This window comes from [Enterobacter] lignolyticus SCF1, from assembly GCF_000164865.1.
In the GTDB taxonomy this organism is placed as follows: Bacteria; Pseudomonadota; Gammaproteobacteria; order Enterobacterales; family Enterobacteriaceae; genus Enterobacter_B; species Enterobacter_B lignolyticus.
Window position 1 is genome coordinate 2,553,764 of the sequence record NC_014618.1, and the last position, 25,788, is coordinate 2,579,551.

Genomic DNA, 25,788 nt, shown 5'->3' on the forward strand with positions numbered 1-25,788 from the left:
CACTTAACCGTTGGCCGCCGCCTTGCGCAGATCGAACACCCGGCAGGCCTTGCCTTCAGAGCGCGGAATACTGCCGCAGTTGACGATCATCACGTCCGTTGAGATCCCGACCATCGATTTGATCCGGTGGCGCAGCTGGTGGCACACCTGGCAGCGCTGCTCGTGCGTCAGGAACAAGCTGCTCTCTTTGAGCTCCACTTTTACGGAAAGTGAATCAAGATGGCCGCGGCGGTTCACCTCCAGCTGGTAGTGCGGCGAGAGGTGCTCAAACTTGACGATCTCTTCCTCAAGCTGCGACGGGAAGACGTTCACGCCGCGGATGATAAGCATATCGTCGCTGCGCCCGCTGATGCGGTCCATGCGGCGCATCGTGCGGGCGGTGCCCGGCAGCAGGCGCGTCAGGTCGCGGGTGCGATAGCGGATAACCGGCAGCGCCTCTTTGGTTAAGGTGGTAAACAGCAGCTCGCCGAGCTCGCCGTCGTTAATCGGCGAACCGTCGTTGGGGTTTACCACTTCCGGGTAGAAATGATCCTCCCAGATAGTCGGGCCGTCGGCGGTTTCAATACACTCCATCGCCACGCCCGGTCCCATCACCTCCGACAGGCCGTAAATATCCAGCGCGGTGATCCCCAGGCGGCGCTCGATCTCTTTGCGCATCGCCTGCGTCCACGGCTCGGCGCCGAATACGCCGACGCGCAGCGAGCAGCCGCTGGCGTCGCCGCCCATCTGCCGCTCCAGCTCTTCAATCAGGTTGAGGCAATAGGACGGCGTCACCATGATCATGTCCGGCTGAAAATCGCGGATCAGCTGCGCCTGTTTTTCCGTTTGTCCGCCGGACATTGGGATCACCGTCGCGCCGAGGCGCTCGGCGCCGTAGTGGGCGCCAAGACCGCCGGTAAACAGGCCGTAGCCGTAGGCGACATGGATCTTATCTTTGGCGCTACCGCCCGCCGCCCGCAGCGAACGGGCGACGATATTAGCCCAGGTATCAATGTCGTTTTGGGTGTAGCCCACCACCGTCGGCTTGCCGGTCGTGCCCGAAGACGCGTGGATGCGGACAATCTGCTCCATCGGTACGGCGAAGGTGTCGAATGGATAGTTATCGCGCAGATCCTGCTTGGTGGTGCACGGGAATTTGCGGATATCAATCAGCTCTTTAAAATCGTCAGGGTGCACGCCTGCCGCGTCGAATTTGCGACGGTACATCGGCACGTTGTCGTAGGCATGCCTGAGGGTCCATTTCATGCGCTGGGTTTGCAGGGCCTGCAGCTCATCGACGGACGCTGTTTCGATCGGTTCTAATTTTGTAGTTGTCATTGTCGGGTACTCGCAGGTAGATTCGCTCACACACGTTCCAGGATCATGGCAATGCCCTGACCCACACCGATACACATCGTGCAGAGGGCGTAGCGCCCGCCGCGACGGTGCAGTTCATTGCTGGCGGCCAGCGCCAGACGCGCACCGCTCATTCCCAACGGATGGCCCAATGCGATGGCGCCGCCGTTGGGGTTGACATGGGGGGCATCATCCGCAAGCCCCAGCTGACGCAGGACGCCCAGCGCCTGCGCCGCAAACGCTTCATTCAGTTCGATAACGTCCATATCGTTGATGCTTAACCCTGCGCGCTCCAGCACTTTGCGGGTTGCCGGTACCGGCCCAAGCCCCATCAGGCGTGGCTCAACGCCTGCGGTCGCCATCGCGACGACGCGCGCCCGCGGGGTCAGCCCCTGCAGCGCCGCCATCTGCTCGCTGGCAATCAGCAGCGCCGCCGCCCCGTCGTTGACGCCGGAGGCGTTCCCGGCGGTGATGACGCCGTTCTGGCGAAACGGCGTTTTCAGGCTCGACAGCTGTTCGAGCGTGGTCTCCGCTCGCGGGTGCTCATCCACGGCAACCTCCGCGACGGCGCCCTTTTTCCCCGCCACGCTTACCGGCACTATCTCCTGCGCGAGGACGCCGTTGCGCTGGGCCAGCGCGGTACGCTGCTGGCTGCGCAGCGCGAAGGCATCCTGATCGGCGCGGCTTATATTTAACAACTCAGCTACATTTTCCGCCGTTTCCGGCATGCTGTCAGTTCCGAATTGCCGATGCATGAGCGGATTCACAAAACGCCAGCCGATGGTGGTATCAAACATCTCCGCCTGACGCTGGAACGGCGTGGTCGCCTTGCCCATGACGAACGGCGCGCGGGACATCGACTCCACGCCGCCGGCCACCAGCAGATCCGCATCGCCCGCCTTAATGGCGCGCGCCGCAAAACCGATGGCGTCAAGGCCTGAACCGCACAGGCGGTTAATGGTGGTGCCGGAGACCGTCTGCGGCAGCCCCGCCAGCAGCGCCGCCATCCGCGCCACGTTGCGGTTATCCTCACCGGCCTGGTTGGCGCAGCCGAGGATCACATCGTCGATACGCTCTGCATCAAGCTGCGGATAGCGCGCCAGCAGCGCCCGCAGAGGTACCGCCGCCAGATCGTCGGCGCGCACGCCGGACAGCGCGCCGCCGTAGCGGCCTACCGGGGTACGAACTCCATCACAGATAAATGCGTCACGCATCAGGCTTCTCCCGTTACGCTGCCGCCGATGCGGTGTGATTTACCGCGAAACAGGGCAACCGTTTTTTGTTGTTGATTGACGATTTCAATGTCGTACACGCCGGTCAGTTTGCCCTGATGCTTCACCCGCGCCGTGGCGGTGAGCTTATCGCCGGCAAACCCCGGACGCAGAAAATCGATGGTGCAGGCTGACGCCACCGCCGCCAGCCCCTGGCTGTTGCAGGCATAGGCGAACGCGGTGTCCGCCAGCGAGAACAGCTGGCCGCCGTGGCAGGTTTTATGGCCGTTCAGCATCGACGGCGTGATGGTCATGGTCAGCACCGCAAAGCCGTCGTCCATTTCGACGATATCGATACCCAGCGCCTGCGCGCAGGCATCGTGTTCATACATGGCGCGAGCGTTATGCCAGGCGTTATGACTCATAGCTACTCTCCAGAAGCGCGCGCTGGCGCAGCAGTGAACAGGGGCGATAGCGTTCTTCGCCGTAATGACGCTGCAGGTTTTCCAGCAGCTGCAGCACCCGCTGCCAGCCCAGCTGTTCTCCCCACTGCAGCGGGCCGCGCGGGTAGTTGACGCCAAGGCGCATAGCGGTGTTGATATCCGCTTCGCTGGCAACCCCTTTTTGCAGGGCGTCCAGCGCTTCATTGACCAGCATTGCGACGGTACGCCAGACCAGCAGCCCCGGGTAATCGGCGACGACCAGCACCCGTTTTCCCTGCTGCTGCAGATAACGAACGGCTTTTTGCGTCTCCCCGGGACGGTTGCCCGCCGCCGCCGCGACCGCCACGAGGTCGCCCTCGCTGTGGTCCATCAGCACTACCGGGCGCTGCAGGCGCGCCGACATCGCCTGCGCGGTTTCGCCGGTCGTCACCGCCAGCACCACCTCGTCCAGCTCGATCCACACCGCATGCGTGACAACGTCACGATTTTGCGTCACCCGCGCTGCCGCGCACGCGTCGTCGGCAGCTGCCGCCAGCGCCACCTCCGGCGCCCCCTGCGGCCAGCGGTACACGCCGTGGCCGCTCTTCTTGCCAAACCGCCCCGCCAGCACCAGCTCCTGCTGCAGCAGCGAGGGCAGAAAACGGCGCTCCTGCCAGAAAGCGTTAAAGACCGAACAGGTCACGGCAAAGTTGACGTCCTGGCCGATGAGATCGGTCAGCGCCAGCGGCCCCATCGGGAACCTGCCCGCCTCGCGCAGCGCGGCGTCGATAGCCTCGGGCGGCGCCACCTGTTCCTCCAGCGCGCGCCAGGCTTCGGCGTAGAACGGCCGCGCCACGCGGTTGACGATAAACCCCGGCGTTGACTGGCAGCGCACCGGCTGCTTTCCCCACCGCGCAACGCACTGACACAGCTGTTCGACCACTTCCGCCGACGTCGCCATGCCGCTCACCACTTCCACCAGCTTCATCACCGGCGCCGGGTTAAAGAAGTGCACCCCCGCCACGCGCTCCGGGTGCTTCACCCCGGCGGCAATGGCGGTAACGGAGATTGAGGAGGTATTGCTGGTCAGCAGCGTCCGCGGCGGGCAAATCTCGCCGAGCCGGCTGAACAGCGTTTTTTTAATCTCCAGGTTCTCCGCGGCGGCTTCAATGACCAGGTCGGCCGCCGCCAGCGCGGCGAGGTCGGCGACCGGCACAATGCGCGCCAGCATCCGCCCGGCGTCGTCAGCGCTCAGCCTGCCGCGCGCCACCCGGTCTTCCAGGCGCTGGCGCATCGCGGCGACCGCGCGCGACAGCGCGTCGGCGGAGATATCGTGCAGCAGCACCTGCTGGCCTGCGGCGGCCGCCACTTCGGCAATCCCGGCGCCCATCGTGCCGCTGCCAATGACCGCCACCGTGTTAATCGCTACATTCATGTTCACTTCCCGCTGAACTGAGGTGGACGCTTGGCAAGAAAGGCGCTGACGCCTTCACGATAGTCGTCGCTGCGCCCGGCCATCCGCTGATAGTCGCGCTCCAGATCGAGCTGCTGGTCAAGGGTGTGGGTTTCGGCGGCGTTGATCGCCTGCTTGATAAGCCCCAGCCCGAAGGTCGGCTGCGTCGCCAGATGGCGCGCCAGCTGGCCCGCGGTCTCCAGCAGCTGCGCATCGTCCACCACCTGCCAGATCATGCCCCACTGCTGGGCCTGTTCGGCGCTGAGCTTGTCGCCGAGCAGCGCCAGGGCCATCGCACGGGCGCGCCCTGCGACCCGCGGCAGCAGCCAGGTGCCGCCGCAGTCCGGCACCAGGCCAAGCCTGCTGAAGGCCATCACGAAATTCACCGAGCGGGCGGCGATCACGATGTCGCAGCCCAGCGCCAGCGTCGCACCGGCGCCGGCCGCAACGCCGTTTACCGCGGCGATCACCGGCTTCGGCAGCTTCGCCAGACGGCGCACCAGCGGGTTATAAAAAGTCTCTACCGACAGGCCGAGATCCGGCGCGGGGCCGTTCGGGTCGACGCTGCGGTCATTCAGGTCCTGCCCGGCGCAAAAACCGCGCCCGGCGCCGGTAATCAGCAGACAGCGGATCGTCTCGTCGCGCTCCGCCTGCTTCAGGCACTCGGCGAGCTGATAATGCATCTCGTCGTTAAAACTGTTCAGGCGATCCGGACGGTTCAGCGTCAGGGTCATCACGCCGTGCTCAACGTGGCTCAGAATCAGTGCATCCATGATTACCGTCCTTTAAATTCGGGTTTGCGTTTGGCAAGAAAAGCGGCGATCCCTTCCTGGCGATCGTCAGTTGCGCTCAACAGCGTAAACAGCTGGCGCTCCAGTCCTAAACCGGCATGCAGGCTCACTTCCTGCGACTGGCGCAGAGCCTGTTTCGCCGCCTGCAGCGCCAGAGGCGAGTGCTCTACCATGCGCAGCGCCAGCGCCAGCGCGTACTCCAGCGTCAGGCCGCTGGGATACACTTCGCTGACCAGCCCGGCCTGCTGCGCACGTTTCGCATCAATGGCGTTTCCGGTGAGGATCATCTGGGCGGCCAGCGATTTGCCCACGCAGCGAATCAGGCGCTGGGTGCCGCCTGCGCCGGGCATGATGCCGAGCGTGATTTCCGGCAGCCCGAAGCTGGCGTTATCCCCGGCGACCACCACATCGCACAGCAGCGCCAGCTCGCATCCGGCCCCCAGCGCGTAGCCGTTAACCGCCGCAATCAGCGGTTTGCTGAACGCGTCAATACGCGCCCACAGCCGCGGGCGGCTGTCATTGAGGGTGGCGGCCAGGTCCTTCTCCGCCATCTCCTGCAGATCGGCGCCCGCGGCAAAGAAGCGCGTCGTACCGACAATCACCACGGCGCCGACGCTGTCGTCCTGCTGCGCGGCCTCCAGGGCCTCAGCAAGCTGCGTCAGCAGCGCGTTGTTCAGCGCATTTCGCGCCTGTGGACGGTTCAGGGTCAGCTGCAGTACGCGGCCGTGATGCACGCTTAAAAGTTCGCTCATGCCATCCCCTTTGCATCAAAGTCGACGATCACATCAGGCGTGACCGGCAGCGCCTGACAGCTCAGCACATAGCCCGCGGCCAGCTCGTCCGGCTCAAGGCTGTAGTTGGTCGCCATGGACACTTCGCCGCGCAGCACTTTGCACTTGCAGGTGGCGCAGACGCCGCCCTTGCAGGCGTAAGGCAGGTCGGCCCCCTGGCGCAATGCGGCGTCAAGAATGCTTTCGTCATCGGCGGACAGGGTGATATGACGATCTCGGCCGTCCTGGCGAATAACCACCGTCTGCCCCTGGGCGTGGACGTTGGCGGCGCGACGCGCGCTACCGCCCGGCGTATTGAAGCGCTCGAGGTGAATCGCTTTCCCCGGCATGCCGAGGGACAGCAGCGTGGTTTCCGCATCATCCATCATCGCCGCCGGGCCGCAGATAAAGGCTTCGTCGAACTGGTCGAAGGCGATAAGCGTTTTCCCCAGCGCCCGCAGCTTTTCGCCGTCGATGCGCCCGTGCAGCAGCTCGCTGTCGAGGCTCTCCTGGCTGAACAGGCAGACCAGCTGCAGGCGAGCCGGCCAGCGGTCTTTCAGGTCCGCCAACGCCTGGCGGAACATCATGGTCTGGCTGCTGCGGTTGCCGTAAATCAGGGTGAACTGGCTGTGCGGCTCGGTCTGCAGGGTTGACTCCATAATGGCGAGCATCGGCGTAATGCCGGAGCCTGCGGCAATCGCCAGATAGCTGCCGGTGCGCTCAGGCTGCGGCTGGTAGCCGAAGTTGCCCTGCGGCACCATGACGTCGATCGTCATACCGGCTTTAATCTGCGCCCGGGCGTAGCCGGAAAAGCGTCCGCCGTCGATGGCTTTCACCGCGACGCTAATCTCGCCCGGCACGGCGCGACGGCAGATGGAGTAGCAGCGGCGCAGCTCTTCGCCCGCCAGCCGCGCTTTCAGCGTCAGGTGCTGGCCTGGACGAAAGGCGTAGGCCGACTGCAGCGCCTGCGGCACGGTAAAGGTGATGGTCACCGCGTCGCGGGTTTCCGGTTCCACTTTTGCTACCGTGAGCGAATGAAACGTTGTCATGGCAACCTCAAATACATTTAAAGTAATCAAAGGGTTCACGGCAGCTGTCGCAGCGGTACAGCGCTTTGCAGGCCGTTGAACCAAATTCGCTGATAAGCGTGGTATGGGTGCTGCCGCAGCGCGGGCACGCCACCGCAACCGGCATCTGCGCGTGGCAGCTGTGGGCCTGCGGCGGGCTGATGCCGTAAGCGCGCAGGCGTTCGCGGGCGTCCGGCGTCATCCAGTCGGTGGTCCACGGCGGGTCGAGCTGCAACACGATATGAACCGGCGTATAGCCATGCGCGGTCAGCGTGGCGCAAATCTCGCCCATCAGATGCTCGGTCGCCGGACAGCCGGAGTAGGTCGGCGTAAACCCGACGGTCCAGCCGTCGTCCTGCGGCGTCACGCTGCGTACCATCCCCAGGTCGGTGATGGTCAGCACCGGCACCTCCGGGTCGGGGATCTGGCTTAACAGTGCCCAGATGTGGTGAACTTCGGCGGGGGCAATCCCGGCAAGACGTTGCATCGCGGCCTCCGGTTACCACTGCTGGCCTGGATGGCTGCGCTGGAGATACTGCATTTCCGCCAGCATCGGCCCCAGATGTTCGGTATGCAGCCCCTGCTTACCGCCGGTGCGGAACGCCGCCTCCTGCGGTACCGTCATCCCGGCGTCGGCAAGCGCGGCGAACACCGTTGTCTCCCACTCGTCGCGAAGACTGGCTGGATCCACGGCGATACCCTGCTCGCTCAGCTCGCGCTCCAGCGCATCGGCAGCAAACAGCTCGGCGGTAAAGCGCCACAGGCTGTCGATCGCCGCCTGCATCCGCACGGATGACAGCGCCGTACCGCCGCCCAGGCGCTCGACCCAGCCGCGGCTAAAGCGCAGATGGTAGCGCGCCTCTTTAATCGCTTTGGCGGCGATCGCGGCAAGCTGCGCGTCCTGGCTTTGCATCAGCCGGGTAAACAGCGCCACGTGCCAGGCATCCATCAGCAGCTGGCGCGCCAGGGTATCGGCGAAGTTGCCGTTCGGCTGTTCGACCAGCAGCACATTGCTGAACTGGCGCTCATCGCGGCCGAAGGCCAGCGTGTCTTCATCGCCTGCGCCCTGACGCGACGCGGCGTAGCTAAGGAAATTGCGTGCCTGCCCCAGCAGATCGAGGCCAATGTTCGCCAGCGCCAGATCGATTTCCAGCTCGGGCGCGTGGCCGCACCAGGCGCCGAGACGCTGGGCCAGCACCAGGCAGTTATCGCCCAGACGCAGGGCATAGGCGGCAATAGGATCGTGATTGTTCATCGTCCGCCTCACATGTGCTCAATGCCGTCGGGAAGGGTGTAAAACGTCGGATGACGGTACACTTTGCTTTCCGCCGGATCGAAAAACTCACCGCGCTCTTCCGGCTGCGAGGCGACAATTTCGCTGGCCTTCACCACCCAGATGGAGCAGCCTTCGCTGCGGCGGGTGTAGGCATCCCGGGCGTTTTCCAGCGCCATGCGGTCATCCGCCGCGTGCAGGCTGCCGACATGGCGATGCGACAGCCCCTGTTTGGTACGGACAAACACTTCATATAACGGCCAGTAAACATTGCTCATCGTTGTTCTCCTTATGCGGCGCTGCGGGCCTGCTGTTTCTTCGCATGTTCCAGCGCGGCTTCGCGCACCCATGCGCCCTCTTCCCAGGCTTTACGCTTGGCGGCCAGCCGCTCGTGGTTGCAGATGCCGCGGCCGTTAATCACTTCGTTAAACTCCTGCCAGTCGATCTCGCCGAAGCGGTAGTGCCCGCTGGCCTCATCAAGGCGCAGGTCGGCGTCCGGCACGGTCATCCCCAGCATCTCCACCTGCGGGATGGTGTTGTCGACAAAGCGCTGGCGCAGCTCATCGTTGGAAAAGCGTTTGATTTTCCACGCCAGGCTGCGGGCGCTGTTCGGCGAGCTGTCGTCGTTCGGACCAAACATCATCAGCGCCGGCCACCAGAAACGGTTAATGGCGTCCTGCAGCATCTGGCGCTGCGCGTCGCTGCCGGCGGCAAGCGCCATACAGGCCTCATAGCCCTGGCGCTGGTGGAAGCTCTCTTCTTTGCAGATTTTCACCATCGCGCGGGCATAGGGGCCGTAGGAGGTCCGGCACAGCGCCACCTGGTTGACAATGGCCGCGCCGTCCACCAGCCAGCCGATCACGCCGATGTCGGCCCAGCTCAGGGTTGGGTAGTTGAAGATGGAGGAGTATTTCATCTTGCCGTCGAGCATCTTCTGGTAGAGGTCCTCGCGGGCGCAGCCCAGCGTCTCGGCGGCGCTGTACAGGTACAGGCCGTGCCCGGCCTCATCCTGTACTTTCGCCAGCAGAATCGCCTTACGGCGCAGGGTCGGCGCGCGGGTTATCCAGTTGCCTTCCGGCAGCATGCCGACGATTTCGGAATGGGCGTGCTGGCCAATCTGGCGGATCAGCGTTTTGCGGTACGCCTCCGGCATCCAGTCCTGCGGCTCGATGGCGGTTTCTGTCTCTATGCGCGCTTCAAAGCGTTGTTCTTCAGTCACTTCGTCACCTTTACGATTCAATAATGATTCATAAAACGGATTTTTGTGAATCACTTTGTTTTATAAAAGTTACATAATGGTTAAATAAAACCCCAAGCTTAGTTTGTGTATTCTGTGATCTCCTTCGCAGAGAGAATGCTAAACGTCTTTAAAAACAGAAAAATAACGATCGGCGTAACGGCGATGCAGATCGCAATGTTAATAAATTATTAAAATATGGATTGATTTTTATGATTCACAACAAAACTATATATAGTGAGATTACGTAACACATTACGGAGACAGACGATGCAGCAGCTAGCCAGTTACTTATCCGGCACCTGGCAAAATGGCCGGGGCCGCGCGCGCACTATTCACCACGCCATCAGCAATGAAGCGTTATGGGAAGTCACCAGCGACGGGCTGGATATGGCGCAGGCGCGCCGCTATGCCATCGACCACGGCGGCAGCGCCCTGCGGGCGATGACCTTTGTCGAGCGCGCGGCCATGCTAAAAGCGGTCGCGAAGTATTTGCTGGAGCATAAAGAGACGTTCTATGCCTTCTCGGCGCAGACCGGCGCCACCCGCGCCGACAGCTGGGTGGATATCGAAGGCGGTATCGGCACGCTGTTTACCTATGCCGGGCTTGGCGCCCGCGAGCTGCCGGACGATACGCTGTGGCCGGAAGATGAGCTGATCCCGTTATCCAAAGGCGGCGGTTTCGCCGCCCGCCACGTGCTGACGTCGAAATCCGGCGTTGCGGTACACATCAACGCCTTTAACTTCCCCTGCTGGGGCATGCTGGAAAAACTGGCGCCAACCTGGCTTGCCGGTATGCCCGCTATTGTGAAACCGGCCACCGCCAGCGCCCAGGTGACCCAGGCGATGGTCAAAGCCATCGTCGACAGCGGGCTGGTGCCGGATGGCGCCCTGAGCCTGATTTGCGGCGGAGCCGGCAGCCTGCTCGACCATCTTGATTTCCAGGATGTGGTGACCTTTACCGGTTCGGCGCAGACCGGCCAGTCGCTGCGCGTTCATCCGAACCTGGTGGCGAACGCGGTGCCGTTCACCATGGAGGCGGACTCCCTGAACTGCTGCGTGCTGGGGGATGACGTCACCCCGGAGCAGCCGGAGTTTGCCCTGTTTATTCGCGAAGTGGTGCGGGAAATGACGGCGAAAGCCGGGCAAAAATGTACCGCGATTCGCCGTATTATCGTACCGCAGACGCAGCTACAGGCCGTCAGCGACGCGCTGGTCGCCCGTCTGCAGGCGGTACGCGTTGGCGACCCGGCGCAGGAGGGGGTAAAAATGGGCGCGCTTATCAACCACGAGCAGCGCGCGGACGTGCAGGAGAAGGTGAACGCGCTTATCGAAGCGGGCTGTGAAGTTCGTCTGGGCGGTAGCGCCGACCTGCAGGCCGCCGGGGCCTTTTTCCCGCCGACCCTGCTGTTCTGCCCGCAGCCGGATGAAACCCCGGCGGCGCACGCCATTGAGGCGTTTGGCCCGGTCGCCACGCTGATGGCTTACCAGCGCCGCGAGCACGCGCTGCAGCTGGCCCGCGCCGGTCAGGGCAGCCTGGCCGGTACGCTGGTGACGGCGGATGGCGCTCTCGCCCGCGAGTTTATCCTCGGCGCCGCCCGCGCCCACGGGCGGATCCAGGTGCTGAATGAAGAGTCAGCCAAAGAGTCTACCGGCCACGGCTCGCCGCTGCCGCAGCTGCTGCACGGCGGTCCGGGACGCGCGGGCGGCGGCGAAGAGCTCGGCGGCCTGCGGGCGGTGAAACATTACCTGCAGCGCACCGCCGTGCAGGGCAGCCCGACGATGCTTGCCAGCATCGGCAAGCAGTGGGTGCGGGGCGCGAAGGTGCAGGAGGACCGCATTCACCCGTTCCGCAAATATTTTGAAGAACTGCAGCCGGGCGACAGCCTGCTAACGCCGCGCCGCACCATGACCGAAGCGGATATCGTCAACTTCGCCTGCCTGAGCGGCGACCACTTCTATGCCCATATGGACAAGATTGCCGCCGCCGAGTCCATCTTCGGCGAACGCGTCGTCCACGGCTATTTCGTTATTTCGGCAGCTGCCGGGCTGTTTGTCGATGCGGGCGTCGGCCCGGTTATCGCCAACTACGGCATGGAAAACCTGCGCTTTATCGAACCGGTCAAACCCGGCGACACCCTCCAGGTGCGGCTGACCTGTAAGCGCAAAACCACCAAACGCCAGAAAACCGCCGAAGAGAAACCCACCGGCGTGGTGGAATGGGCGGTTGAAGTGTTTAACCAGCACCAGCAGGCCGTGGCGCTGTACTCCATTCTGACGCTGGTCGCCCGCCAGCACGGCGATTTTACGGACTAATTTCGCCGCTCTCCCCACCGGGCGGCAGCGCTGCCGCCCGGCTTCGATGGACCACTCCCTAACCTGGCAAAACTGACAAACAACCTGGCAGGAGCAGGCAAACACTCCCGTGTCGTCTCCTGCCAGGATAAGGCTGTCACAACACCAAAACACAACAAAACATAATGAGGTCAACGATGGGAAGCTTCTCTTCTTTTTCCGCCCGTAAAACGGCGCTGGCCCTGGCAGTCGCTCTGTTTTGCTCCTGGCAGACGCCGGTTCTCGCCCACGGCGACGAAGCGCATATGGTCCCGATGGATAAAACGCTGCAGGACTTTGGTGCCGATGTGCAGTGGGATGATTACGCACAGATGTTCACCATCGCCAAAGACGGCGCTTATGTGAAGGTGAAGCCAGGTGCCAAAACCGCCGTGGTTAACGGCAAAACCCTGGCGCTGCAGGTGCCGGTGGTGATGAAAAACAACACGGCGTGGATTTCCGACACCTTTATCAACGACGTTTTCCAGTCCGGCCTCGATCAAACCTTCCAGGTCGAGAAGCGCCCGCATCCGCTGAACGCGCTGACCGCAGATGAAATTAAGCAGGCCGTCGCTATCGTCAAGGCGTCGCCGGATTTCAAACCGAACACCCGCTTTACCCAGGTCTCCCTGGCCGAACCGGAAAAAGCGAAAGTCTGGGACTTCGTCCTCAACGGCACCGCGGTGGATGAACCGCGCCAGGCCAACGTGACGATGCTCGACGGCAAACACGTTATCGAAAGCGTCGTCGACCTGAAAGAGAAAAAAGTCCTTAGCTGGCAGCCGGTGAAAGACGCGCACGGCATGGTGCTGCTGGACGATTTCACCAGCGTGCAGAACATCATTAACGCAAGTCAGGAGTACGCCGAGGCGCTGAAAAAACACGGCATCACAGACCCGACGAAAGTGATCACCACCCCGCTGACCGTAGGCTATTTCGACGGTAAAGACGGCTTAAAGCAGGAAGACCGCCTGCTGAAAGTGGTGAGCTATCTCGACGTCGGCGACGGCAACTACTGGGCGCACCCGATTGAAAACCTGGTAGCGGTGGTCGATCTTGAGCAGAAGAAGATCATTAAAATTGAAGAAGGCCCGACGATCCCGGTACCGCTGGCCCCGCGGCCATACGACGGGCGCGATCGCGTCCAGGCCGCAGTCAAACCGCTGGATATTATTGAGCCGGAAGGGAAAAACTACACCATTACCGGCGATACCGTTCACTGGCAGAACTGGGATTTCCACCTGCGCCTCGATTCACGCGTCGGACCGATTCTGTCGACCGTCACGTACAACGACAACGGCAAAAAGCGCCAGATCATGTATGAAGGTTCGCTTGGCGGGATGATCGTGCCCTACGGCGACCCGGACGTGGGCTGGTACTTTAAAGCCTATCTGGATTCCGGCGACTACGGCATGGGCACCCTGACCTCCTCCATCGCCCGTGGTAAAGACGCGCCGTCAAACGCCGTGCTGCTGGATGAAACCATTGCCGACTACACCGGTACGCCGATGACGATTCCGCACGCTATCGCGGTTTTCGAACGCTACGCCGGGCCGGAGTATAAGCATCAGGAGATGGGGCAGCCGAACGTCAGCACCGAGCGCCGCGAGCTGGTGATCCGCTGGATTAGCACCGTCGGCAACTATGACTATATCTTTGACTGGGTGTTCCACGACAACGGCGTTATTGGCATTGATGCCGGAGCGACCGGGATTGAAGCGGTGAAAGGCGTGCAGGCGAAAACCATGCATGACCCGAGCGCAAAAGACGACACCCGATACGGCACGCTTATCGATCACAACATCGTCGGCACCACCCACCAGCACATCTATAACTTCCGTCTGGATCTCGACGTTGACGGGACCGACAACACGCTGGTCGCGATGGACCCGGTCGTGAAGCCGAACACCGCAGGTGGCCCGCGCACCAGCACCATGCAGATCGATAAGTATAATATTGATACCGAACAGCAGGCGGCGCAGAAGTTCGACCCGGGCACCATCCGCCTGCTGAGCAACACCAGCAAAGAAAACCGCATGGGTAACCCGGTCTCCTACCAGATAATCCCGTATGCGGGCGGTACGCATCCGGTCGCTACCGGCGCGAAGTTCGCCCCGGACGAGTGGATCTATCACCGTCTGAGCTTTATGGACAAACAGCTGTGGGTCACCCGCTACCATCCGGGCGAGCTGTACCCGGAAGGGAAATACCCGAACCGTTCAACCCATGACACCGGGCTTGGACAGTACAGTAAGGATAACGAGTCGCTGGATAATCATGATGATGTGGTGTGGATAACCACCGGCACCACCCACGTCGCCCGCGCCGAAGAGTGGCCAATCATGCCGACAGAGTGGGTCCATGCGCTGCTTAAGCCGTGGAACTTCTTTGATGAAACGCCGACGCTCGGTGAAAAGAAAAAATAACGCGGCGCTGAGGCCTTCTTCCTGAGGGGGAGAAGGCCCTTCACTCTGCAAAATCGAGCAAAATCTTCTCCGCTCTGCCCACCTCACGGACGGCCTCAAGCGCCAGCCGCCACTGCCGCCAGGGGAGGATCCTCACCGGCGGCAGCACCGTTTGCGGCAGCAGCCGCCAGAGTTCGCTAAACGCCGCCTGCCACGCAACCTCATCCAGCAGCGGCAGCGCCTCCCGCAGATGGAATTTCACCACTTTCGCCTGTCCGCGCCGGTAGCTTACCGGCTGGCCCGACAGCAGACCGTAGGAAATTAAGACGGCGCTGGGCGACAGCGCCTGTAGCATCAGGGTCGCCAGCTCGCCGCCGACGGCGTCAAACACCACATCCGCCTCATGGCTGATAAGCTGCAGCGTGGCGAGATCCTGCGCCATTACCGGATAAACGCCAAGCCGCGACAGCCGTTCCGCATGGGCGGGCGAACGGATAACGCCGCTGACCGAACGGGCGCCCATTCGCAGCGCCCACTGGCCCAGCAGACCGGCGCAGGAGCTGGACGCCGCCGTGAGCACCACGCGCTTGTCGCGAACCGGCCAGCGTCGCAGCATCAGCAGCGCCGTCAGCGGGTTAATGTACCCCCGCGCCGCCAGCGTATCGTCGATCTCATCCGGCACCGCGACCAGCCAGCGGCTATCGAGATCGAGCGCCGTTTGCCATGTGCCCTCCCCGCGCAGCGGCAAAATGCGCCGTCCTGACCAGCGTTCAAGCCCTGTCGAAACGTCCGTCACCGTTGCCACGCCTTCATACCCGGCGACGCACGGCAGCCGGGTGCGGTGACGGTAGGCGCCGGTCACCGGAATCAGATCGGAGGGGTTAACCGGGGCATAACGCATGCTGGCCCGCACCTGCCCTGGGTTGAGCGCCATCTGCGCCAGGGTCTGCAGATGCAGAACAAACTCGGGTTGACCGTAGCGGTCATAGCGAATGCAGTATTTATTCATCAATAAAAAAGCGGCCTTTTCAGGCCGCTTAGCTGAGGGATCCTTACAGGGATGATACCATCCCTGTGGTGAAGGGTTAATAGCGTACGCAGACGGACTTCGTTTCGCACCAGCCGTCCAGCCAGTCGGTGCCGAAATCACGGCCGGTGCCGGACTGCTTCATGCCGCCAAACGGCAGGTTAGGATCGATAAGCGTATGGCTGTTCACCCACACCGTACCGGCCTGCAGGCGGTCGCTGTAGCCAAGCGCCTGCGACAGATCCCGCGTCCAGACGCTTGCCGTCAGCCCGTATTCGGTCTCATTCGCCAGGCGCAGCGCCTCTTCGCCATCGGCGACGCGCACCAGGTTCACCACCGGGCCAAACACCTCTTCGCGGGTCAGGCGCAAACGGGCGTCCGGGTTCACCACCAGCGTCGGACGAATATAGTAGCCCTGCCCGCCAGGCCCTTCATTGCCGTGGATAAGCTCCGCATGGTGCTGCTGCGCATCGTGCAGGAATGCTGCCACCTTATCGCAATGCGCGCGGCTCGCCAGCGGGTTAATCTGCGCGGCCTCAGACATGCCTGGCCCGACGGAGAGCGATTTCACCGCCTGCTCAAAACCGGTGACCAGGGTGTCAAACAGCGGCGCTTCGATGTAGATTCGCGAACTGGCGGCGCAGACCTGCCCCTGGTTGAGGAAGCTGCCCATCATCAGCCCTTCGATGACCCACTGCGGGTCGGCGTCTTTCAGCACGATAGCCGGGTTTTTGCCGCCAAGCTCCAGCGTCACGCGGGTCAGCCTGTCCGCCGCCGTACGGGCAATCTGCTTACCAGTCTGCGTTGAGCCGGTGAAGCTTACCTTCGCCACGTGCGGGTGAGACGTCAGCGCAGCGCCGCATTCCGCGCCGCTGCCGGTCACCACGTTAAACACCCCTTCGGGGATCCCGGCTTCCACCGCTAGCTCCGCCACCCGCAGCAGCGTCAGCGGGGTAGTTTCCGACGGCTTAATCACGATAGAGCACCCTGCCGCCAGCGCGGGCATCACCTTCCACATGCCGATCATCAGCGGGAAGTTCCACGGCACAATACCGGCGACAACGCCGACGGGCTCTTTACGCGTCCAGGCCTGGTAGCGCGCGCCGGGAGGCAGCGGAATAGACACATCCAGCGTCTGGCCGGTAATTTTGGTGGTCAGCCCGGCGGTGTAGCGCATCCAGTTCAGCGTACAGGCCACCTCAAAAGCGCGGGAAATGTTAATCGATTTCCCCTGCTCCAGCGTCTCAAGCTGCGCCAGCTCTTCGCTGTGCTGCTCCACCAGATCGGTAAAGCGCAGCAGAATACGCTCGCGCTCCGCCGGTAAACGCCCTGCCCAGCGGCGATCGACAAACGCGCGCCACGCCGACATAACGGCGCTATCCACGTCGGCGCTGTTGGCGTCGGCGGTGGTGGCAATGGCTTCGCCCGTTGCCGGGTTCCAGACGGTCAGACGCTTATCGCTACGCGACGGCTGCTGTGCGCCATCAATGAACAGCCCGTGCTGGCGCGCCAGAAACTGCTGCACGCGCTCCAGGATAGCAACCTGTGAATCAGACATATCAACTCCTTATTACCCATCGCGGTTTTCAGTAGTCTAGAACCCTGCGACGAAACGCGCTTTTATCTCTCTGTCATTCGCTTTGCCAGCTGTGACAGCTGCCGCAAATAGTGACAATAGTCAGTACCCCTGCTGTTGCTGGCGATACTTCTTTCGTATAGTCACGTTGATGGCTTTTCATGCAACATAAATGCAACAATAAAAAATCATTTTGCTTACAGAGACTGACCATGGCGCACGCAACCGACAATGAGCAGTTCCAGCGCTGGCTGGCGCAAATCAACCAGGAGTGCGGAAGCTTTGCCGCACAAACGTTGAACGGCGAATTCACCGGCGAGCTGGAGACGGGCTATACCCATGCGCTGAAGCTGAGCACGGTCACCACCGCCAACGTCAATCTCTACCGTACCGAACGGGAGATTAAGGATCACAACGATGCGTGGTTCTACACGGTATTTCAGCTTGAAGGCCGGGCAGTGATGGAGCAAAACGATAAGCAGACCTGCCTTGAGGCGGGCGACATTACGCTGGTCGACGCCTCGCGTCCCTGCTCATTCTACTGGCAGCAGCGCTCGCGGCAGATCTCGCTGCTGCTGCCGCGCCCCCTGCTGGAACAGCAGCTGCGCATGGGCGATGCCCACTGCGTGCCGCGGCTGGATAAATCGCTGCCGATGGTGCAGCTGAGCCACCGTCTGCTGCAGGAGAGCATGAATAACCGCGAGCTGTCGGAGACGGAAAGCGCCGCCGCCCTTGAGGCGCTGGTATGTCTGCTGCGCCCGGTGCTACAGCAGCAGGAGGTGACGCCGTCGCGCCGCGAGCGGCAGTTCGAAAAGGTGGTCGCCCTGATTGATGAGCATATTCAGTCGGAATCCCTGCGCCCGGAGTGGATCGCCGGTCAAACGGGGATGTCGGTGCGCAGCCTGTACCGGATGTTCGCCGATAATGGCCTGGTGGTCGCGCAGTATATTAAAAACCGCCGCCTGGACCTGTGCGCCCGGGCGCTACGCTGCGCGGCGGATGATGAGAAACTGGCCGGGATCGGCTATCACTGGGGATTTACCGACCACAGCCATTTTTCTACCGCCTTTCGCCAGCGTTTTGGCATTTCGCCGGGCGAGTACCGCAAGCGTCACCGCTGATCATTTCCTGAGCCATTTGCCGTTCAACCCCTGCACATATTCGCCGGGCTGGGCGCGTGACACCAGCTTCTGCCCCGCCATTTTCGCCACTTCATCCACCGGAAGATTATTGCTGTCGGCAAGCTGCTGATAGTTTTCGCTGCGCGCGGCGTTGATCTGATTGACCAGCGCCAGCGTCTCTTTATCCTGCTTCAGCGGCGCCAGATAGCCGCTCAGCGTCTCTCCGACGCGCCCCTGCGCCCGCGCTTCGTTGAGGGTCAGGGCCATCGCCGGCTGGCTCAATAGCCCCAGGCTGAGGAGAACCATTAACAGGTATTTTTTCATGGTGTCCTCAGAACAGATCGCTACGGGATTTCAGCAGATTTTCGACGTCTTTATCCACCTTGATATGGATCTCATGCTCGATTTTCACGTTCATGTTGATGGTAATAGGCTCTTTGGGCGCGGCGACTTCAATCCGGGGCGTACAGCCGGTTAGCATGAGTGCGGACCACAGGCCCAGCACGGCGATGACGTATCTCATTATTGCTCCTTACATTCCTTACCGTCCCGACAGCGAAGGTCGGGCAGTGCCGCATTTTGTTCAAGCCACGCCTGAAGATTGTCGCCGAAGCGCAGGCTGCGCCAAAGATCGAAGATATTCTCTTCATGGGTATAGTTTAAATGCACAGTATTGCTTTTTCCCTCAACATGGCTGGTGCCGGTGAGGGTGGATTGCAGGGTTAGGACCCCCAGGTTATTTAAGTTGATATTCGTCCATGAGCGCGAAATCTCCATATAGCGCAGCCAGTTTATCGCCACGCCCGCCGCAATATTGTCTTTGACCACCGCATCCGCAGTGTCTTTATCGATACGCAGCGTCATCGGACCGGCGTTAGCCAACCAGCCGTCTTTGATTATCCATTGCGCGTTGTCCAGCCACAGCGGCAGCGCGCCGTTGAACGGGCCGGACATGGCGAACTGCTTGGTATTGACCGCGCTGACCAGCTCGCTTGAGGATATATTCTGCACCCGCAGCAGCGCCGGATCGTGCTGCGGCATCCGCAGCTGCAGCATCGACAATTTGCCGCCGAGCAGGTCGACGTTCACATTGCTCAGCAGCAGCGGATCGCGCTCGCTCCACGGGTAGCTCCCCTGCAGGTCCGCGGTTAAGTTGCGGGCCGTTATCTGGTTGACTATCTCGGCGATACGCAGCGTCACAGGACGCCGACCGCCCAGCTGCCACGCGCCCTTACCGAAACGAAACGGCAGCACAAAATCGACGCCGTTGATCTGGTTGTCCGGCATCCAGGCGCTGCCGCTCTTCAGGACGCCGTGTCCGCCGGCCTCAAAGCCTTGCCCTGCCGCGGCGGAAAACGCCACCTGGGCGTACAGGGTGCCGTCGCGCAGCCTCATCTTCCAGTCCGGCGGTACCAGCGACTGGAAAACGCTGAGCGACTGTTTCGGCCACCAGGCTTCACCGCGCAGGCGCTCGCCGTCCCAGCGTCCGGTCAGGCGGATGGGGCCAATCTTATCGGCATGGAGGTCGCCTTTGAACTGAAACCAGGTCGGGTCGCGCCCGGAAACGCTGAATTTGAGGGAGGACGGCGGCAGAAAGCCGCCGCCGGTAAAACGCGTCTCTTCAGCATCCAGCGACAAGGCGCCGGTAAACCGCGGGTGCTGCTCGTTGCGGATCCAGTGCACCGGCTGCTCCAGCACCAGGCGGGGTTTGCTCACCAGCATGGTCCCATACTCAAGCTTATCGAACCCCGTCGACAGGCTGTTGAGGAGGATCGCGCTGTCGCGCCATTCGCCGTCGCCCTTCACATCCCATTTCGCCTGCATGGGGGTGAAGCGCCCGTCGCCCCAGTAACGCCAGCGCCAGGTTCCCTGGTCGGGGAGAAAATTATTGGCCTGCCCGTCAAGATGCAGCACAAAATCCCCCATCTGCTGCTCATGCGCGCGGAGGATTGCCTGCAGGCGGCCGTCAACGCCCTCACGGGTTAATTTAACCCCGGCCAGCGGCCAGCGGATATCATCAATATTGAGCGAATCGATCACCCGCCCGCGGGAACGGAGCAGCGCGCCGGGTAAAAAGGCCAGCTTCGGATCCATCACCGACCCGGTCAGTTGCGCAGGCAGTACCGAATAGAACACCAGGTCGTTATGCTTGGCTTCGCCGGTTAACTGCAGCGGCATAGCGCTGTTATCCATGCTCAGCGTACCGGGGCCTACCGTCAGCACGGCGTTGCCTTTGCCCGCCGCCCCCTTCGTCAGCACGTTAAGGCGCCCGGCGATCAGCATTTTATCAAGCCCCTGCTGCCAGTTATCAATCTTCACGCCGACGCGGCCGCTGAGCGAAAGTCCTTCCTGCCACGGCCAGCTCCAGCGGCCGTCGCTGATGGTGAGCCGCTCGCGGGTCAGCTCCCAGGGCAGGTCAAAAATCGGCTCGGGGTTATCGCGCGCCATTACCACCAGCTGCCCCGCGTTTTCGCGCCAGTCAAGCTCGGCATCGACCAGCGCGTCGACGTCAGGGACCTGGAAAGAGGACTCCACGTGCCCGCTCACCGGCAGGCCGTCCGGCACCAGCGGCAGGGTGAACTCCCCGACAAGCTTCACCGGCGGGCGATCTTCCAGCAGCTGGGCTTCAAACCTGTCCACCGTCAGCGTCTGCCCCTGCAGCCTGGCGCTCAGGGTCACGGCGTCGCCGCCATAGAGCAGCTCCTGGCGCTTCGGCGTCATTGAGAGCGTCAGACGCCCCTGCCATTTCTCCCACGGCGAGAGGCGCAGCTGTTCGATAGTCAGCCAGCTGTAGGGCAGCATGGATTGCCACTGGGCGAGCGTGCGCGGCGCGCCGGGAATGGGTTCGCTGCCGGGAAGTTTGCTCAGGCAGGCCGAGTTGATGTCCAGCGCCGCGATGTTCAAGCGCCAGCGGCTGGGATGGGAGAGCTTAGCGTCCTTCACCACCGCTATCTGGCAATCGCCGACCAGGTAGCGCAGCTCGGGGAGGCGCACCGCGCCACGGCTGAAGTGCGGCCGTTCGGCGATATCAATACGCGTTCCCACCGGCAGCCAGATCCCGGCAAGCGTAGGAACCCACTGCGTCAGCGTGAGCAGTAGCGTTAGCGGTATAAGTATCAGTAATAGCAGGAGCGCTATCGCGGCTTTCCAGGTCCCTCTCATGGGCAGTTAACATCCTGATTATCTGTGATTAAAAGCCGAATTAGCCCATAGTTTGGCATGTTATGTTCGCCAGTTAAAGTCGCTATCAAATTTAAGCATATATGCTCTGTATAGGTATGCTCGCCTCGTAGCGGATAATTCTCAAAAAATTCCGCAGATTCCAGGCTAAAATAACGCGTATAACCTCATGATTAAACTAAATTTTAAAATTTGTAAGATTATTTGAATTATGCTACCGTGACTCTAAAATCACTGGAGAAAAGTCTTATGAAAATCGCAGTTTATAGCACAAAGCAGTACGATAAAAAGTACATGCAAAATGTTAATGATGCATTTGGCTTTGAACTTGAATTTTTTGACTTCCTTTTAACCGAGAAAACAGCGAAAACGGCGCACGGCTGCGAAGCGGTCTGTATTTTCGTCAACGACGATGGCAGCCGCCCGGTTCTGGAAGAACTTAAAAATCATGGAGTTAAATATATCGCACTGCGCTGCGCGGGCTTCAACAACGTCGACCTGGACGCCGCAAAAGAGCTGGGTTTACGGGTCGTCCGCGTCCCGGCCTACTCGCCGGAAGCCGTGGCCGAGCACGCTATCGGCATGATGATGTCGCTGAACCGCCGTATTCATCGCGCCTATCAGCGCACCCGCGACGCCAATTTTTCCCTCGAAGGCCTGACCGGTTTCACCATGTACGGCAAAACGGCCGGGGTGATCGGTACCGGGAAAATCGGCGTGGCGACGCTGCGTATCCTGAAGGGGTTCGGTATGAAGCTGCTGGCGTTCGATCCGTACCCGAGCGCAGCGGCGCTGGAGCTTGGCGTCGAGTACGTTGATTTACAGACGCTGTTCTCCCAGTCCGACGTGATTTCACTGCACTGCCCGCTGACGCCGGAGAACTATCACCTGCTCAATACCACGGCGTTCGAGCAGATGAAAGACGGCGTGATGGTCATCAATACCAGCCGCGGCGGCCTGATTGACTCCCAGGCGGCGATCGAAGCGCTCAAAACCCAGAAAATCGGCGCGCTGGGCATGGACGTGTATGAGAATGAACGCGATCTGTTCTTTGAAGATAAGTCCAATGACGTTATTCAGGATGACGTTTTCCGTCGCCTTTCCGCCTGCCATAACGTGCTGTTCACCGGACATCAGGCTTTCCTGACCGCCGAAGCGCTGACCAGCATTTCAGAGACCACGCTGGAAAACCTGCGCCTTATCGATAGCGGCGAAACCTGCCCGAACGCGCTGGTTTAACCTTTCCTGCTCCCCGCCAGCGGGGAGCACTTTCAGATAATCCCCACAGACGCGCCCCGCCCTACAGTGACACCCTTGCATTGTTTTATTGGTATGGTGAATATTCTGATGTGCAGTTTGAAAAAAGCGGCGGCCCTGCTGGCGGCCGTGACGGTATTGGGGGGCTGTGTTTACAACAGTAAAGTGTCGATTCGCCCGGAACAGCTGCAGCACCACCGTTTCGTTCTGGAAAGCGTGAACGGCCATGCGGTGAAAAGCGGCGATAAGCTCCTTGAGCTGAGCTTTGGCGAAAACATGCACGTCTACGGCAATATGTGCAACACGTTTATGGGCGACGGCGCGCTGTCGCTGGGCGAGCTGAAGGTGAAAAACCTGGCGATGACCGGCAGGCTGTGTACCGATTCTCAGCTCAATACACTGGATGCCGCCGTCAGCAAAATGCTGCGTAACGGCGCCCAGGTCGATTTAACCGAAAACCAGCTGACGCTGGCGACCGCCAGTGACTCGCTGGTTTATAAGCTTGCCGACCTGATGCATTGAGCCGCTAGTAGTTACCGCAGCTCCCGGTAGCCAGAGACTGCTCGCTACAGCGTTTGCCGTTGGGTAATGCGCACATGCCGATAGCCGAGCCGTCAAGCTGCCGGGCAACCGATAACGAACCGCCGACCATGGCGCAGTTGGCCTGCCCTGAATCCGACATCGACGCCCGCAGCCCAGGCGGCACGTGCGCCGCTGTCGCCTGTTGCACCGGCTCGCTGCTGCAGGCTGATAATAATAACGCCGCGCACCCTACCCAAAACGCTGCTCGCATTTTCTCGCTCCCCTGACAAAAATTTCGCAAAATCTAAGCATCATAGGCACTGCAGGCCGTTTCGTCGAGAGACGTATCCCGCATTTATGCGCTACAGAAACATTTTCTGCCAATTTTGCTCCTGCCACTCTCTCGCGCCCTCTGCGGCATTGCGCCGTCAAGCGCACGGTCATTCCCGGGTTTATTTCTTTTTTTAGCGCACCAAAAATAATCCCCGACGATTTTCAGTTTATTAATTTTCATTTATTTATAAATTTCAAAGTAAATTACTTTTGTGCCTTTTACATACCTGAAAATCAGTTTTCAGCGGTACAAAAAAAAACGGAGCCGCGAGGCTCCGAAATCATAATAAACGGAATAAGGCACATTTATGCAAAGATAAAATACATGAAAGTTAAACACTTACAGATATCCCATCAAGCGACCAAAAAGTAAAATATATTTTTATTCAATAATAAACTGTGTGCAAAGATAAATTTATAATAAAACTTATTACAAATGCCGCTTATTAAAAATTGAACTCAGTGTTTATTATGCAGACCTCTGACGGCAGGATTTCAAACGTCAGAATTTACAGTGGCACACGTATATAAAAACGGTTAAGAACACAAGGATTTCAACATGAAGATCAAAGTACTCTCTTTACTGGTCCCCGCCCTGCTGGTTGCTGGTACCGCCCAGGCAGCAGAAATCTATAATAAAGACGGCAATAAACTGGACCTGTACGGTAAAATCGACGGTCTGCACTACTTCTCTAACGATACTGGCGCCGATGGCGACCAGACCTACATGCGTTTAGGTTTGAAGGGTGAGACCCAGATTACTGACCAGCTGACCGGTTACGGCCAGTGGGAATACCAGGTGAATGCTAACACCACCGAGAGCGAAAGCAACTCCTGGACCCGTCTGGCGTTCGCGGGCCTGAAATTCGGTCAATACGGCTCATTCGATTACGGTCGTAACTACGGCGTTATGTACGACATCGAAGGCTGGACCGATATGCTGCCGGAATTCGGCGGTGACTCTTACACCAAATCCGACAACTTCATGACCGGTCGTGCTAACGGTGTTGCAACCTACCGCAACAGCGGCTTCTTCGGCCTGGTTGACGGTCTGAACTTCGCCCTGCAGTACCAGGGTAAGAACGAGAACCCGGGCGTTGGCGAAGGCACCAACAACGGCGATCGTGACTTTACCAAGGCGAACGGCGACGGTTTCGGTATTTCTACTACCTATGACTTCGGCGAAGGCTTCAGCGCGGGTGCGGCGTACACCACCTCTAACCGCACTCTGGAGCAGAAAAACGCCTACGCCACGCACGGCCAGCAGTACACTGACGGCGATAAGGCCGACGCATGGACCGTGGGTATGAAGTACGATGCGAACAACATCTACCTGGCAACCATGTACTCCGAAACCCGCAACATGACCTGGTACGGTGATGCTAACAGCACCAACGGCGGCGGTATCGCGAGCAAAACCCAGAACTTTGAAATCGTTGCTCAGTACCAGTTCGATTTCGGTCTGCGTCCGAGCATCTCCTACCTGCAGTCTAAAGGTAAGGACCTGAACCTGATCGGCGGCGGTGATGACAAAGATCTGGTTAACTACATGGAAGTGGGCGCGACCTACTACTTCAACAAAAACATGTCCACCTATATTGATTACAAAATCAACCTGCTGGACGGCAACGACAAGTTCTACAAAGACAACGGTATTGCGACCGACAACATCGTCGCGATGGGCTTAGTGTACCAGTTCTAATCCCTGGTTGTTTCATGATGCATGCGGGGAGCCATCCCCGCATTTTTTTATTCAAACCCCCGGCTACACGTTTTTATCAACGCTGGTATCTGAACCTGACGTCAATATACGCACCTTGTCCCCTTTATTAAAAATAAGCGAGCCGTTATAAGGCTGCGTAACCTCTATTAGCTGGCCGCCATTCGTTTTAATCAATAAATCAACGGTCTGGGCGCTCTGCTGCTTGCTTTGCCGGTTATGTGAAATACCCGCTCCTGCCGCTGCGCCAGCGATTGTCATTGCCGTATTTCCATTACCGCTGCCAAACTGATGGCCGATTGCCCCGCCGACGGCCCCTGCGGCAAGCGTGCGCAGCGGGCGACTGCCCTGCGAGCTGCTGATAATATGGCTTTCCTGTACCGTGCCGTATTCGACCAAGGTTTTTGTTCCGGCGACAGCCGCCTGACCAGACAACATCAAAAAACCCACCGCTAACAATGCCGTTTTCTTCATAATACCTCTGTTCTCATCAACAATAATGGTTGCCCGAATTCTGCCAGCGAGAAAACAAACGCTTTTAAGCATTTGATGCCATACGGTGATAATTTATAAGTAAAATAGTTAAGAAACCTGCCCCTTTCGCGCGCTAACGGATGCGGTTACGGCTCCATGGATCAATTTGTGCACTCGAAAGCCCCATAACTTCAATGGAATACCCGTTCGTCCTATACTGGCGCATAATTACTGGACTCGCGGACGTTTTTGCGGGTCCCTTTTTTGCGCAATGTAAGGG

Annotated in this window: 24 protein-coding genes; 6 read left to right on the plus strand and 18 right to left on the minus strand. The window is 60.2% G+C overall.

From position 1 onward, the window contains the following. Nucleotides 1–3 precede the first annotated feature (3 nt). The 11 genes from paaK to paaA are packed head-to-tail and all read right to left on the minus strand — an operon-like array spanning nt 4 to nt 9,541. Nucleotides 4–1,317 carry a phenylacetate--CoA ligase PaaK gene (gene paaK / locus ENTCL_RS12010; protein WP_013366399.1) on the minus strand — a complete coding sequence of 438 codons (1,314 nt, stop codon included), beginning with the start codon at nt 1,315–1,317 and terminating at the stop codon, nt 4–6. Between the two features lie 26 nt (nt 1,318–1,343). Then, nucleotides 1,344–2,549, minus strand: a complete 1,206-nt coding sequence (gene pcaF, locus ENTCL_RS12015) for a 3-oxoadipyl-CoA thiolase (RefSeq protein WP_013366400.1) — start codon at nt 2,547–2,549, stop codon at nt 1,344–1,346. Next, entirely contained in the window at nt 2,549–2,971 is a 423-nt protein-coding gene (gene paaI / locus ENTCL_RS12020; RefSeq protein ID WP_013366401.1) for a hydroxyphenylacetyl-CoA thioesterase PaaI, read from the minus strand. Before paaI ends, pcaF begins: the two co-directional genes overlap by 1 nt. Beyond that, nucleotides 2,961–4,403: a 3-hydroxyacyl-CoA dehydrogenase PaaH gene (paaH, locus tag ENTCL_RS12025; RefSeq protein ID WP_013366402.1), complete on the minus strand. Its 1,443-nt coding sequence runs from the start codon at nt 4,401–4,403 to the stop codon at nt 2,961–2,963. The genes paaI and paaH overlap by 11 nt, the downstream gene beginning before the upstream one ends. A gap of 2 nt (nt 4,404–4,405) precedes the next feature. Further along, nucleotides 4,406–5,194, minus strand: coding sequence for a 2-(1,2-epoxy-1,2-dihydrophenyl)acetyl-CoA isomerase PaaG (paaG, locus tag ENTCL_RS12030; protein WP_013366403.1), 789 nt, complete (start codon nt 5,192–5,194; stop codon nt 4,406–4,408). Nucleotides 5,195–5,196: 2 nt separating this feature from the next. Further along, nucleotides 5,197–5,964 (minus strand): 2,3-dehydroadipyl-CoA hydratase PaaF, encoded by a 768-nt coding sequence (gene paaF, locus ENTCL_RS12035; protein ID WP_013366404.1) that lies wholly within the window; start codon nt 5,962–5,964, stop codon nt 5,197–5,199. Next, the gene (paaE, locus tag ENTCL_RS12040; protein ID WP_013366405.1) at nt 5,961–7,031 is read right to left on the minus strand and encodes a 1,2-phenylacetyl-CoA epoxidase subunit PaaE; all 1,071 of its coding nucleotides are present in this window, start codon (nt 7,029–7,031) and stop codon (nt 5,961–5,963) included. Before paaE ends, paaF begins: the two co-directional genes overlap by 4 nt. A 7-nt stretch (nt 7,032–7,038) precedes the next feature. Further along, a complete protein-coding gene (paaD, locus tag ENTCL_RS12045) occupies nt 7,039–7,536 on the minus strand; it encodes a 1,2-phenylacetyl-CoA epoxidase subunit PaaD (protein ID WP_013366406.1) in 498 nt (165 codons plus the stop codon). A 12-nt stretch (nt 7,537–7,548) separates the two neighbouring features. Continuing rightward, complete coding sequence (gene paaC / locus ENTCL_RS12050) at nt 7,549–8,304, minus strand: 1,2-phenylacetyl-CoA epoxidase subunit PaaC (protein WP_013366407.1); 756 nt, start codon at nt 8,302–8,304, stop codon at nt 7,549–7,551. A gap of 8 nt (nt 8,305–8,312) precedes the next feature. Next, nucleotides 8,313–8,600: a 1,2-phenylacetyl-CoA epoxidase subunit PaaB gene (paaB, locus tag ENTCL_RS12055; protein WP_013366408.1), complete on the minus strand. Its 288-nt coding sequence runs from the start codon at nt 8,598–8,600 to the stop codon at nt 8,313–8,315. Nucleotides 8,601–8,611: 11 nt separating this feature from the next. Beyond that, on the minus strand, nt 8,612–9,541 hold the full coding sequence (gene paaA, locus ENTCL_RS12060; RefSeq protein WP_013366409.1) for a 1,2-phenylacetyl-CoA epoxidase subunit PaaA: 930 nt from the start codon (nt 9,539–9,541) through the stop codon (nt 8,612–8,614). A 288-nt stretch (nt 9,542–9,829) separates the two neighbouring features. Between paaA and paaZ the strand changes: the two genes are divergently transcribed. Further along, nucleotides 9,830–11,875, plus strand: coding sequence for a phenylacetic acid degradation bifunctional protein PaaZ (gene paaZ / locus ENTCL_RS12065; protein WP_013366410.1), 2,046 nt, complete (start codon nt 9,830–9,832; stop codon nt 11,873–11,875). Nucleotides 11,876–12,051: 176 nt separating this feature from the next. Beyond that, nucleotides 12,052–14,319, plus strand: coding sequence for a primary-amine oxidase (gene tynA / locus ENTCL_RS12070; protein WP_013366411.1), 2,268 nt, complete (start codon nt 12,052–12,054; stop codon nt 14,317–14,319). Nucleotides 14,320–14,359: 40 nt separating this feature from the next. Here tynA and ENTCL_RS12075 read toward each other — a convergent pair whose 3' ends face one another. Both ENTCL_RS12075 and ENTCL_RS12080 read right to left on the minus strand, forming a co-directional pair. Continuing rightward, nucleotides 14,360–15,307: a zinc-dependent alcohol dehydrogenase family protein gene (locus ENTCL_RS12075; RefSeq protein WP_013366412.1), complete on the minus strand. Its 948-nt coding sequence runs from the start codon at nt 15,305–15,307 to the stop codon at nt 14,360–14,362. A gap of 76 nt (nt 15,308–15,383) precedes the next feature. After that, entirely contained in the window at nt 15,384–16,883 is a 1,500-nt protein-coding gene (locus tag ENTCL_RS12080) for an aldehyde dehydrogenase family protein (protein ID WP_013366413.1), read from the minus strand. 230 nt (nt 16,884–17,113) lie between these two features. Here ENTCL_RS12080 and feaR point away from each other — a divergent pair, with 230 nt between their 5' ends. Continuing rightward, nucleotides 17,114–18,022, plus strand: coding sequence for a transcriptional regulator FeaR (gene feaR, locus ENTCL_RS12085; protein ID WP_013366414.1), 909 nt, complete (start codon nt 17,114–17,116; stop codon nt 18,020–18,022). Here feaR and ENTCL_RS12090 read toward each other — a convergent pair whose 3' ends face one another. The 3 genes from ENTCL_RS12090 to ENTCL_RS12100 are packed head-to-tail and all read right to left on the minus strand — an operon-like array spanning nt 18,023 to nt 21,184. Continuing rightward, nucleotides 18,023–18,346 carry a YdbL family probable chaperone protein gene (locus ENTCL_RS12090; RefSeq protein ID WP_013366415.1) on the minus strand — a complete coding sequence of 108 codons (324 nt, stop codon included), beginning with the start codon at nt 18,344–18,346 and terminating at the stop codon, nt 18,023–18,025. Between the two features lie 7 nt (nt 18,347–18,353). Then, the gene (locus ENTCL_RS12095) at nt 18,354–18,503 is read right to left on the minus strand and encodes a YnbE family lipoprotein (protein ID WP_418112725.1); all 150 of its coding nucleotides are present in this window, start codon (nt 18,501–18,503) and stop codon (nt 18,354–18,356) included. Between the two features lie 41 nt (nt 18,504–18,544). After that, nucleotides 18,545–21,184, minus strand: coding sequence for a YdbH family protein (locus ENTCL_RS12100; RefSeq protein ID WP_013366417.1), 2,640 nt, complete (start codon nt 21,182–21,184; stop codon nt 18,545–18,547). 267 nt (nt 21,185–21,451) lie between these two features. Between ENTCL_RS12100 and ENTCL_RS12105 the strand changes: the two genes are divergently transcribed. After that, nucleotides 21,452–22,441, plus strand: coding sequence for a 2-hydroxyacid dehydrogenase (locus tag ENTCL_RS12105; RefSeq protein ID WP_013366418.1), 990 nt, complete (start codon nt 21,452–21,454; stop codon nt 22,439–22,441). 117 nt (nt 22,442–22,558) lie between these two features. Further along, a complete protein-coding gene (gene hslJ / locus ENTCL_RS12110; RefSeq protein ID WP_044612128.1) occupies nt 22,559–22,981 on the plus strand; it encodes a heat shock protein HslJ in 423 nt (140 codons plus the stop codon). A 4-nt stretch (nt 22,982–22,985) separates the two neighbouring features. On the opposite strand, the gene ENTCL_RS22980 is transcribed toward hslJ, so the two are convergent. Then, complete coding sequence (locus ENTCL_RS22980) at nt 22,986–23,252, minus strand: putative hemolysin (RefSeq protein WP_013366420.1); 267 nt, start codon at nt 23,250–23,252, stop codon at nt 22,986–22,988. A 621-nt stretch (nt 23,253–23,873) separates the two neighbouring features. Here ENTCL_RS22980 and ompC point away from each other — a divergent pair. Further along, the gene (gene ompC, locus ENTCL_RS12120) at nt 23,874–25,016 is read left to right on the plus strand and encodes a porin OmpC (protein ID WP_013366421.1); all 1,143 of its coding nucleotides are present in this window, start codon (nt 23,874–23,876) and stop codon (nt 25,014–25,016) included. Nucleotides 25,017–25,079: 63 nt separating this feature from the next. Here the strand turns inward: ompC and ENTCL_RS12125 are convergent, their stop codons facing one another. Further along, the gene (locus tag ENTCL_RS12125; RefSeq protein ID WP_237325132.1) at nt 25,080–25,580 is read right to left on the minus strand and encodes a glycine zipper 2TM domain-containing protein; all 501 of its coding nucleotides are present in this window, start codon (nt 25,578–25,580) and stop codon (nt 25,080–25,082) included. Nucleotides 25,581–25,788: the final 208 nt, after the last annotated feature.